Here is a 9684-nt window from a genome sequence, read left to right as displayed (position 1 = left end):
TGCCAGTTCCCGTTCCTCAGAGCGTCTCCGAGTGTCTGGCACGCGGCCGAGCGATTTGCGAGGCTGCCTGCCAGGATTTCGCATAAAATCCAGACATATTCCGGAATTTGCAATCTTACTCATGATATATGTATAAAAAAATACAAAAGAATAAACAGATAATGTTGACAGTATGCATAATCACGGTCAGTAATAATCGCGCCAAGACCGATTATGTCCTCCGAACGGGAGGGAGCGCTTGGCAATCTGGGAGGATTTCACATGAAGTTTTTTGTAAAACCCGCTTCTGCGGGCAATTTTGCCATGTCCAGACGTCTCGGTCCTGCAGCGCTCGCTTTTGGTGTGAGCCTGGCCTTTGTTCCAGTGAGCGCACAGGCCGAGGACATCCTCATCGGCGTCATCACCAAAACCGAAGCCAATCCGTTTTTCGCCAAGATCCGCGAAGGCGCGACGTCGAAGGCCAAGGAACTGGGCGGCGTGAAGATCCAGAGTTTCGCCGGCAAGTTCGACGGTGACAATGAAAGTCAGGTTGCCGCCGTGGAAAACCTGATCTCCGCCGGCGCAAAGGGCATTCTGATGGTGGCGAGCGACACCAAGGCTGTGGTGCCAGTGGTCGAGCAGGCCCGCAAGGCAGGTATCCTCGTCATCGCGCTCGATACGCCACTCGAACCTGCCGATGCCGCAGACGCGACCTTTGCCACAGACAACTTCAAGGCTGGGGAACTGATCGGCTCCTGGGCTGCCAAGACGGTCGCCGATGCTTCCAAGGCGAAGGTCGCCTTTATCGATGCGCTTGAAAACCAGCCGACGGTGGATGTCGCCCGCGACCAGGGCTTCATGAAAGGCTTTGGTATCGATCCCAAGGATGTGACGCGTTACCTCGATGAAGACGACGCGCGCATCGTGGGTCACCAGTGGGGGCAGGGATCGGAAGAGGGTGGCCGCACCGGCATGGAAACCCTTCTTCAGAAAGACAGCGATCTGTCCGTCGTCTACACCATCAACGAGCCGACCGCCGCTGGCGCCTATGAAGCGTTGAAGGCAACCGGCAAGCAGGACTCCGTCATAATCACCTCCGTGGATGGCGGTTGCCCCGGCGTTAAAAACGTGAAGGCGGGCGTCATCGGCGCAACGTCGATGCAATATCCGCTCAAGATGGCCTCGCTTGGGGTTGAGGCGATTGTCGAATATGTGAAGTCCGGTAAGAAGCCCGAGGCCAGCCCCGGCCTGCCGTTCTTCAACACCGGCGTCACGCTCGTCACCGACAAGCCTGTCGCCGGCGTTGAATCGATCACCTCCGACGAGGCTCTGAAGGCCTGCTGGGGTTGAGTGGCCTTGACGCCCCGTCCTCTCTCTGCCTGCGGGGCGTCATTCCCGGCAAGATTTGTGTCCTTCCGGACAACTCCCGGGAGCAAGGCATGGCTTTTCGGCCCGGAAACCAAACGGCCATGTCTTGCAAACTTTACCGTAACAAAACGCCGTGTGTCCCGTGGATATGAAAAAAGGCGCTAAACCGTGTTGAATCTGTGCATCGCATTTTCCGGCAGGCGATCCGGTATCCGGGCCGGTGCCGCAGACCTGCGAAGGGTGTATCTCCATGAATGAACCCAGCAAACATGCTTCGGCGGGTCCGACAGGCTTTGAGGCCGGTCTGACAGGAAGCGAGACATCGCACGCCGTATTCGAGGATCAGGACACGAACCCGCTTCGCAGGCTGCAACGCTTCCTGCACGGCAATCCGACAGTGGTGCCGTTCATCGTGCTGGCAGCCAGCATCGCGGTCTTTTCCATGGTTGTCGGCTCCCGCTTCTTTCAGCCTTTCAATCTTTCGCTCATCCTCCAGCAGGTCACCATCATCGGCATTATCGGCATCGCCCAGACGCTGGTGATCCTGACGGCGGGCATCGACCTGTCGGTTGGTGCCATCATGGTATTGACCTCGACACTGATGGGCCGCCTTGCCGTTACGGCCGGGTTGCCACCGGAACTTGCCTTCCTTATCGGCCTTGGCGGCGGGCTGGGTTGCGGCCTCATCAACGGGTTTCTCATCACCTATGTGCGTCTGCCGCCTTTCATCGTCACCCTCGGGAGCTGGAGCGTCTTCGGTGCGCTGAACCTCTGGTATTCCGGCAGCCAGACGATCCGCAGCCAGGAAGTTGCGGAGGTTGCACCGATCCTGCAATGGATGGGAGCCGCGATGCAGTTCGGCGGCGCGCGTATCACGCTCGGCACCGTGCTGATGCTGGCTCTTGCCGCTCTCGCCTGGTACGTGCTCAACCGCACGGCCTTCGGCCGCCATGTCTATGCAACGGGTGACGACCCGGATGCGGCGGCGCTTGCGGGCATCGATACGCGCCGCGTGCTGCTGGCCGTTTATGTCTGTGCGGGTCTCATCTCCGCCATCGGCGCCTGGGCGTTGATCGGCCGTGTCGGCGCAATCAGCCCGACCTCCGGATCGACCGCCAATCTGGATTCGATCACCGCGGCGGTGATCGGTGGGACATCGCTGTTCGGTGGGCGTGGCACCATCGTCGGAACCTTGATCGGCGCCCTGATCGTCGGGGTCTTTCGCAACGGCCTCGCGCTCGCCGGTCTCGATGCGCTGTGGCAGGAATTTTCGGTGGGCATTCTGATCGTGGCGGCCGTCGGCGTCGACCAATGGATTCGGAGGGTTTCGACATGACGCGCGAACTTGCGCTCGAAGGGCGCGGCCTGACCAAGCGATACGGCAATGTCGTTGCCCTCAACGGTGCGGATTTCGAATTGCGCCGTGGCGAAATTCTCGCCGTGATCGGTGACAACGGCGCCGGAAAATCCACCCTCATCAAGGCGCTTGCGGGTGCGATTATCCCCGACAGCGGGGAAATCCGGCTGGAAGGCAAGCGCGTCGATTTCAGAACGCCGATGGATGCGCGCTCCGCGGGTATCGAAACGGTGTTTCAGAACCTTGCGCTCTCACCGGCGCTTTCCATCGCCGATAACCTGTTTCTCGGGCGTGAGTTGCGTGTGTCCGGCGTCAACGGATCGGTGTTTCGGCTGCTCGACCGCGCCCGTATGGCGAGCGAAGCGCGGCGACATCTGTCGAACCTCGGTCTGATGACGGTGCAGGATATTCACCAGAGCGTTGAAACGCTGTCCGGCGGGCAGCGGCAGGGTATTGCCGTCGCCCGTGCCTGTGCGTTCGGTGGGCGCGTCGTCATTCTCGATGAGCCGACCGCCGCTCTCGGGGTCAAGGAATCCCGCAAGGTTCTCGACATGATCCTTAGCATTCGCGACAAGGGTCTGTCGATCGTGCTTATCAGCCACAACATGCCGCATGTGTTTGAAATCGCCGACCGTATTCACATCCACAGGCTCGGCAGGCGGGCGGCCGTCGTCAGTCCGGAAGACGTCACCATGTCGGATGCCGTTGCGATCATGACCGGCGCCATGGCTGCTGGCGATCTCGATCCGCCGGGCCGGCGCGCCCATGCCCCTGCCAGCCCGACAATGTGAAGAATGGCAGTGTTCCACTTCCACCCAATTGCGAGATCCCATGCCCCTGATTGATACCCACACCATACTTGTCAGCAGTTGTCGGGGGACGTGAGAGCATGACCGATACCTATATGATCGGCATGGATTTCGGCTCGGAATCGGCGCGCGGCATTCTCGTCAATGCCCGCACCGGCGCGCAGGAAGGCCACCATGTCCATCCGTATCGCAACGGCATTCTGACGCATTCGCTGCGCGGTCGAAGCCTGCCTGTCAATTTCGTGCTTCAGGTCGCAGACGATTACACGGAAGCCGCCAAGATCATTCTGTCGGCGCTCGGCAAAGGCCGTAACATTGCGGGGATAGGTATCGATTTCACCGCATCTTCCCCCATGCCCGCACGCGCCGATGGCACGGCGCTTTCAGTGCTTTATCCGGATGAGCCACATGCCTATGTGAAGCTCTGGAAACATTCGGCGCAGGCTCATGCCGATGCGATCAATGCCTTGGGCGGTGGTTATCTTGGAAACTTCGGCGGAAAGCTCTCCGGTGAATGGATGCTTGCCAAGGCAGCGCAAATGCGCGCTGAAGCACCCGCTTTGTGGGCCGAAACCGGACGCTTCATCGAGGCGGGAGACTGGCTGGTCTGGCAACTTACCGGCAAGGAGGCGCGAAGCCTCGACTTCGCGTCCTACAAGGCGCAGTTCTCCCGGGAAGCCGGCTATCCGGAAGACGTGGTGCCGGGGCTTGCGGACCGTCTTTCAAAACCGCTTCAGGTCGGCAGCCCCGCCGGCTCCCTGACGCCGGAGTGGCGTCGCCGTACCGGGATTACAGGTGAGGCCGTCGTTGCGGTTTCGGTTATCGACAGCCATGTCGTGCTCCCTGCGGTCGGCGCCGTCAGTCCCGGTGTTTTTGTCGGCGCGCTCGGAACCTCCGCCGGTTTTCTCATTCTGGACGGCGAGGGACGCGGCCTGCCGCCGGGTCTCGAAGGGGCTGCGTTCGGTGCCGCCCTGCCGGATTTGTGGTGTTACGAGGCGGGGCAGGCGGCGTTCGGCGATATGCTGGCCTGGTATGTGAAAACCTTTCCGCGCGATGAAGACCTTTCCCGTAACTTCGCCCTGCACAATGAGGCGGCACAGGCGGTCAGTCCGGGCGGAGGCGGTGTTCTCGCGCTCGACTGGTTTGCGGGCAACCGCATTCCGCTGGCCGACTCCATGCTTACGGGGTTGCTGGTGGGCCTCAGCCTGAAATCGACCTCGGCCGGAATCTACCGGGCGCTGATCGAGGCGCTGTGTTTCGGTACGCGATCCATTCTGGACATGGCGATAGCGGGCGGTGTGCCGATCAGCCGTATCGTGATGACGAGCGGTCTGGCCCGCAGCAACCCGTTTCTCGTGCAGACGATGGCGGATGTGTTCGGACGTACGATTGAGGTTCCTGATGTGGAGAACCCGACGGCGCTCGGCGCGGCAATCCATGCGGCGGTGGCGGCCGGGATCGTCGGCTCTTTTGCCGAGGGGTCTGAAAGGCTCGGTGCGCGCAGCCTACGCGAATTTGTGCCGAACCTGCGCCATTTCGAAAAATACGAGACGCTTTATGCCGAATATCGCCGGCTTGCGGCCGACGAGGAACTCCGGCGGACCATGCGCTCGCTTCATCTGTTTGCCGCACGTCAAAATGCAAATTCACAACCGCAATCGCCGAACGCCGAGGCGGCACAGTGAATTTGGCGATGGAAATGGCGGTTCGTCAGGCCAGTGGCGCAGGGGCAGCGGGCCAAACCAGCGTCACCTTGCACTCCGTAGCTTTGAGCGAGGTCATCGCATCCTGCGAAATGCCGTTATCGGTGATGACCTCATCTATCTGTGAAATATCCGAAAGCGTGCAGAAACCGGGCGCCGCGAATTTCGAGCTGTCGACGAGAAGCACGGTCCTGCGGGCCGCGGCGATCATGGCGCGCTTGAGCGAGGCCACTTCCAGCGAAGTTTCCGTCAGCAGCGTGCCGGTAACCGCAGAAGCGCCCGTCATGCAGATATCGGCATGCAGCGTTTTGATGAAGCTTTCCCCCGGCTCGCCCGCCAAGTGGCGGTGCCCCGGCCGAACCGTGCCGCCCGGCAGGATGGTGCGCCAGGATTTGATGTCGGCGGCGAAATCGGCGATCTGCAGACTATTGGTCACCACCGTCAACGGAAGGTCGCGTTCGGCAGCGGCCCGCACCGCCTCCATCACCGTCGAGGAGCTGTCGAAGATGACGCTGTCGCCGGCACTCAGCCGCTCCGCCGCCTCGTGACCGATCGCAACCTTTTCCGCGTGCTGAAGCGCGGCATTCACCGTCATCTCCCGTTCGAAGGTCGCACGCATCGGCTGCAACAGATGCGCGCCGCCGTGGGTGCGCTCGAGATAGCCCTTTTCCACCAGATGTTCGAGATCACGCCGCACGGTCGATTGCGATCCGCCGATCGTATCCGCGAGCTCCTGAATGCCCGCCGCGCCATTAATGCGCAGGTGCTCCAGAATGAGCGCCCGTCTTTTGGCGGGAACCATATCAACACGCTTGCTCGAAGACTCCATGCAATCACCCGGTTTTCGGCCCGTAGAAACTCGCCGATTCTCTCCAATGTCCGTCAAGCTCTACCAAATCGTGTATCCGCAATCCACAGCAACGATTGTGCCGGTCATGGCGCTGGCGGCGTCCGAAGCCAGAAACAGGATGGGCGCGGCGATCTCATCGGGCCTTGCGACGCGCTTCATCGGTGTCATCTCCATCCAGACCGGCATCAGGGTTTCGTCTGAAAAACCGCCACGCGACATGACCGTATCCACATAGGTGGGCGCAACGCAATTGACCCGAACGCCGCGCTCAGCCCATTCGCCCGCGAGGCACCGCGTCATGTGGTGAACGGCGGCCTTGGCCGTGTTGTAATGCACCTGCCGCTGCGGCTTGTTGGAAATCAATCCGGACATTGAACCGAGGGTGACGATGGAACCGTGTCCGCGCGCCAGCATCGGTCGGGCGAATTCGCGGCATGACCAGTAAGCGCCGTTGAGATCGACATCCACCACCTTCAGCCAAACCTCATCGCTCATCTCTTCGCCCGGCGTGTCGGGCCAAGCGATGCCCGCATTGGCGATCAGGATGTCGACGGCGCCGAAGCGGTCGTTGGCGGCCCGCGCGGCCTCGGCGACGGCCTTCGCATCCGTTACATCCAGCTGCATGGCGTCCGCCGCATGGCCTTGTGCCTTCAGTTCCGACAGACCCGCCTCCAGTACTTCGGCATTCATGTCGGAAATGATGACATGCGCGCCTGCTTCCGCCAGCGCTTGCGCTGTCGCAAGGCCGATGCCGCGCCCGCCGCCGGTGATGAAGGCAGTTTTTCCATCCAGACGAAATCGTTCGAGAAACATCGTTTTTTCCTTCAGGCCTGTTTGAGGGCGGCGGGGGCGGTCGCGACGCCCCGATTGCCGAGAACGAGAAGGCATCCGGCCGTGAAACTGTCGCCGAGGCCGAGCGTGGTGACGGGCTTTTCAACATAGGGTGAGGCGCAGGCAACAAAGGTCCAGCGGCCTTTCCGCACCCGATTGTCGAAGGGCAACGCGTGGAACTGCGCCAGCGCATCGGTACGGATCGCGTTTGCCGGTTCCCCATTGGCGGCCCGGGCGCTGGCAATGGCGCATCCGGCCATCAGCGCCAGTTCCTCCTCGTCGGGGTCGTTGCGTGTCACAGCGGCCGCCCAGGTGTCGGCATGCACGCAGATGCGGTCGACATTCAGCCGGTCTCCGAGAGCGATCAGCGCCTCCATCGGATGCTGGGCTGTGCCATCCATTGCCAGCAGTTCCGAATGGCTCATGCCGAGCGAACTGATTGCGCCACTGGCGTGATCGAGCAGCTCGCTTACGGCGTTCTGCGAAGCATAACCGGCAAGCTCGAAATGCACCGTCTTCAAGCCCGCATCCATCCAGTCGTGGCTGAGCGCAAAGACATGGCGGGCGGCGGCACCGACATTCTCCGCGGCCTCGTCGTTGAGGCCGGACAGAAGGCCGGCAGCGGCGGTGGAGGCGCGCTTTCGAGATACCGCCTCGAATGCCGCATCATGCTGGATACCGCGATCGCAAAAACGCACGATGATGCGTGTCGAACGATTGGGGGTGAGCGCACCGATAGGCTTGCCCGCCGTGAATTCGAAGATGAATATTTCGGGAATATGCCTTTCTGTCGGCGTCACTCCCGCCGCTGTTTTGAGCGCATGGCCCTCGGCCAATAAAACGCCCGGCGGGATCTGGCGAAGCTGCTGCTCGTGGCGGTCCTCCAGCGCCACAAGAGAGGCAACGCCGAGCCGCGAAAGCACCCAGGCGGCCTGCGGCCCGGTGCCGCCCAGCGCGTAGCGAACATCCAGATGGTCGCGCAGCCATTGCGGGCCGTCTACCCAGTCGGCGCGTACTTCGCCGCCGATGCCCTTTGCGGCGCGCGCCAGCAACATGGCGGCGAACTGACCCGCCGGCGTTTCGGCTGCAGCATCGAGAAGCGGCTGCATATTGTGCATGTCGACCCGTGCATCGACACAGGTGGACATGCCGCACAAGAACAGCCCCGCCCGCGAAAGCGCCGATGTTCCAATCGGACCGGAGCGCGGATCCGCAAGCGCGGCATAACGCTCCCCCCAGTCGCCTGTAAAAACGTCACCCATAGCCGAGTATCTCCTCCTCACGCGGCAATGATGTCAATTGCTACCATTATCTCTCAAATCGTCAACGAGATTTTATGCTGAAAATGCTATTTTGCTAGAATTTGCGCAATGCAGCGCATTTTTATAGCGGCGCAGCACATGTTTTGCGCATGCGAACGTCTTGGGTGGCGCGATGATTGTCGACTTTGCGAAAAATAAAGATATTTCAATCGTATGGATGGATGCCCAGTATGGCCCGATGTTTTGTTGGTGTGACATGGAAAAGCGCCGAAAGATGTCTGAATAAAATATTTAAGATATTGATTTATTGTTATAAAATTTGAATTTTTATGAGTTTGGATTTCATCCTTCGGTAAAGACTATGGGGCGAGCTCCCGTCGTTTAGAGAGAAAAAGATAGCTATTGACAGAATATGAGAAGCGGCCGTTTATGAATGCAAGTCTGCGGTCGCAATCGAAGCGCTGGCAGCCGAACTCCAACATTCATTGAGGGCTACGATGGTCACGAGACTCGACAGAAAACTGGCGAATATTCGCGCAGGGCGCTACAAACCGACTGATTTTATCATTGCCGACGCGAAGGATAGCGATGTCGGTGCAGGGGTCTCCGCCACCGGTTTCGATTATTCCGTCAAGCCGCCCCGCCGTCGCACCCGCCAGGAATTCATCACCCAGATCGAGGAGATCATCGATCAGGACGTGGTCGACATCATGCTGGTGTCGCAGTCCAATCTCGATCTGCTGGACGAGCGCGGCGCGTTTTCCGGCAGCGATGTGAAACCGGCTATTCGCGGCAATCTCGAAAGCATGTGCTGGGGTGGCGTCCGGCATGGCACCTATACACAGTCGCCATCCGTGCCTTTCCGCGATACGGGCCTTGCCCGCGCCATCGCCAACTACCCGACCTCGGGCACTGATCTCTGCCTTTATTCGGTGTGCTTCACCAACGACCTCGACCGCGACATATGCACGCTGAAAGCTTTTGCCGAGTTCCGCGCCGAAGCATCGAAGCACAATTTCAAATATTTCTACGAGGTCTTCAACCCGAACATCGATATCGGCCTGACGCGCGAACAGACCGGCGAGTTTGTCAATGACCACATCATCAAGTCACTGGCGAGCGTGCCGCGTGCCGAACGGCCGCTGTTTCTCAAGATGCCCTATAACGGGCCGAAGGCGCTCGAGGAACTCGCCTCGTTCGATTCCGAACTGATCGTCGGAGTGCTTGGCGGCGGAGCGGGCACCACCCGCGATACGTTTGAGCTGGTGGCGCAGTCGGAGCGTTACGGTGCGCGGCTCGCGCTGTTCGGGCGTAAGATCAATCTGGCTGAAGCACCGCTCAATCTGATCGTGCTGATGCGCGCGGTTGCCGACGGCGCCCTGAAGCCGGAAGAGGCGGTTCGCGCCTATCATGGCGAGCTGCAGACACTGGGGCTTTCCCCGGTACGCCCGCTCGCGGACGACCGCGTCATTACCGAGGATGTGCTGAAAGCGGCGGCAGCCAAGGGGGCCTGAGAGCTGCCGGG

8 protein-coding genes are annotated in these 9684 nt (G+C 60.5%); 5 read left to right on the top strand and 3 right to left on the bottom strand.

What is annotated here, in order from left to right:
• Positions 1 to 261: 261 nt before the first annotated feature.
• The 4 genes from QSV77_RS24990 to QSV77_RS24975 all read left to right on the top strand — a co-directional run bounded on the left by QSV77_RS24990 (position 262) and on the right by QSV77_RS24975 (position 5198).
• A complete protein-coding gene (locus QSV77_RS24990; protein WP_051796366.1) occupies positions 262 to 1329 on the top strand; it encodes a substrate-binding domain-containing protein in 1068 nt (355 codons plus the stop codon).
• A 268-nt stretch (positions 1330 to 1597) separates the two neighbouring features.
• Positions 1598 to 2683, top strand: coding sequence for an ABC transporter permease (locus QSV77_RS24985; protein WP_302735529.1), 1086 nt, complete (start codon positions 1598 to 1600; stop codon positions 2681 to 2683).
• Positions 2680 to 3495, top strand: coding sequence for an ATP-binding cassette domain-containing protein (locus QSV77_RS24980; RefSeq protein WP_302735528.1), 816 nt, complete (start codon positions 2680 to 2682; stop codon positions 3493 to 3495). Before QSV77_RS24985 ends, QSV77_RS24980 begins: the two co-directional genes overlap by 4 nt.
• 98 nt (positions 3496 to 3593) lie before the next feature.
• A complete protein-coding gene (locus QSV77_RS24975) occupies positions 3594 to 5198 on the top strand; it encodes an FGGY-family carbohydrate kinase (protein WP_302735527.1) in 1605 nt (534 codons plus the stop codon).
• Positions 5199 to 5223: 25 nt separating this feature from the next.
• Here the strand turns inward: QSV77_RS24975 and QSV77_RS24970 are convergent, their stop codons facing one another.
• The 3 genes from QSV77_RS24970 to QSV77_RS24960 are packed head-to-tail and all read right to left on the bottom strand — an operon-like array spanning position 5224 to position 8159.
• Positions 5224 to 6045: a DeoR/GlpR family DNA-binding transcription regulator gene (locus QSV77_RS24970; RefSeq protein WP_302735526.1), complete on the bottom strand. Its 822-nt coding sequence runs from the start codon at positions 6043 to 6045 to the stop codon at positions 5224 to 5226.
• 60 nt (positions 6046 to 6105) lie between these two features.
• The gene (locus tag QSV77_RS24965; protein WP_035225337.1) at positions 6106 to 6879 is read right to left on the bottom strand and encodes an SDR family NAD(P)-dependent oxidoreductase; all 774 of its coding nucleotides are present in this window, start codon (positions 6877 to 6879) and stop codon (positions 6106 to 6108) included.
• Positions 6880 to 6890: 11 nt separating this feature from the next.
• On the bottom strand, positions 6891 to 8159 hold the full coding sequence (locus QSV77_RS24960; RefSeq protein ID WP_302735525.1) for an ADP-dependent glucokinase/phosphofructokinase: 1269 nt from the start codon (positions 8157 to 8159) through the stop codon (positions 6891 to 6893).
• A gap of 497 nt (positions 8160 to 8656) precedes the next feature.
• Between QSV77_RS24960 and QSV77_RS24955 the strand changes: the two genes are divergently transcribed.
• Positions 8657 to 9673, top strand: coding sequence for a hypothetical protein (locus QSV77_RS24955; protein WP_302735524.1), 1017 nt, complete (start codon positions 8657 to 8659; stop codon positions 9671 to 9673).
• The last annotated feature ends 11 nt before the right edge of the window (positions 9674 to 9684 follow it).

The sequence above is a fragment of the Agrobacterium sp. V1 genome (assembly GCF_030518355.1).
Lineage (GTDB): Bacteria > Pseudomonadota > Alphaproteobacteria > Rhizobiales > Rhizobiaceae > Agrobacterium > Agrobacterium cucumeris.
The sequence above is the reverse complement of the archived record's forward strand: the minus strand, read 5'-3'. Positions and strand labels throughout refer to the sequence as shown.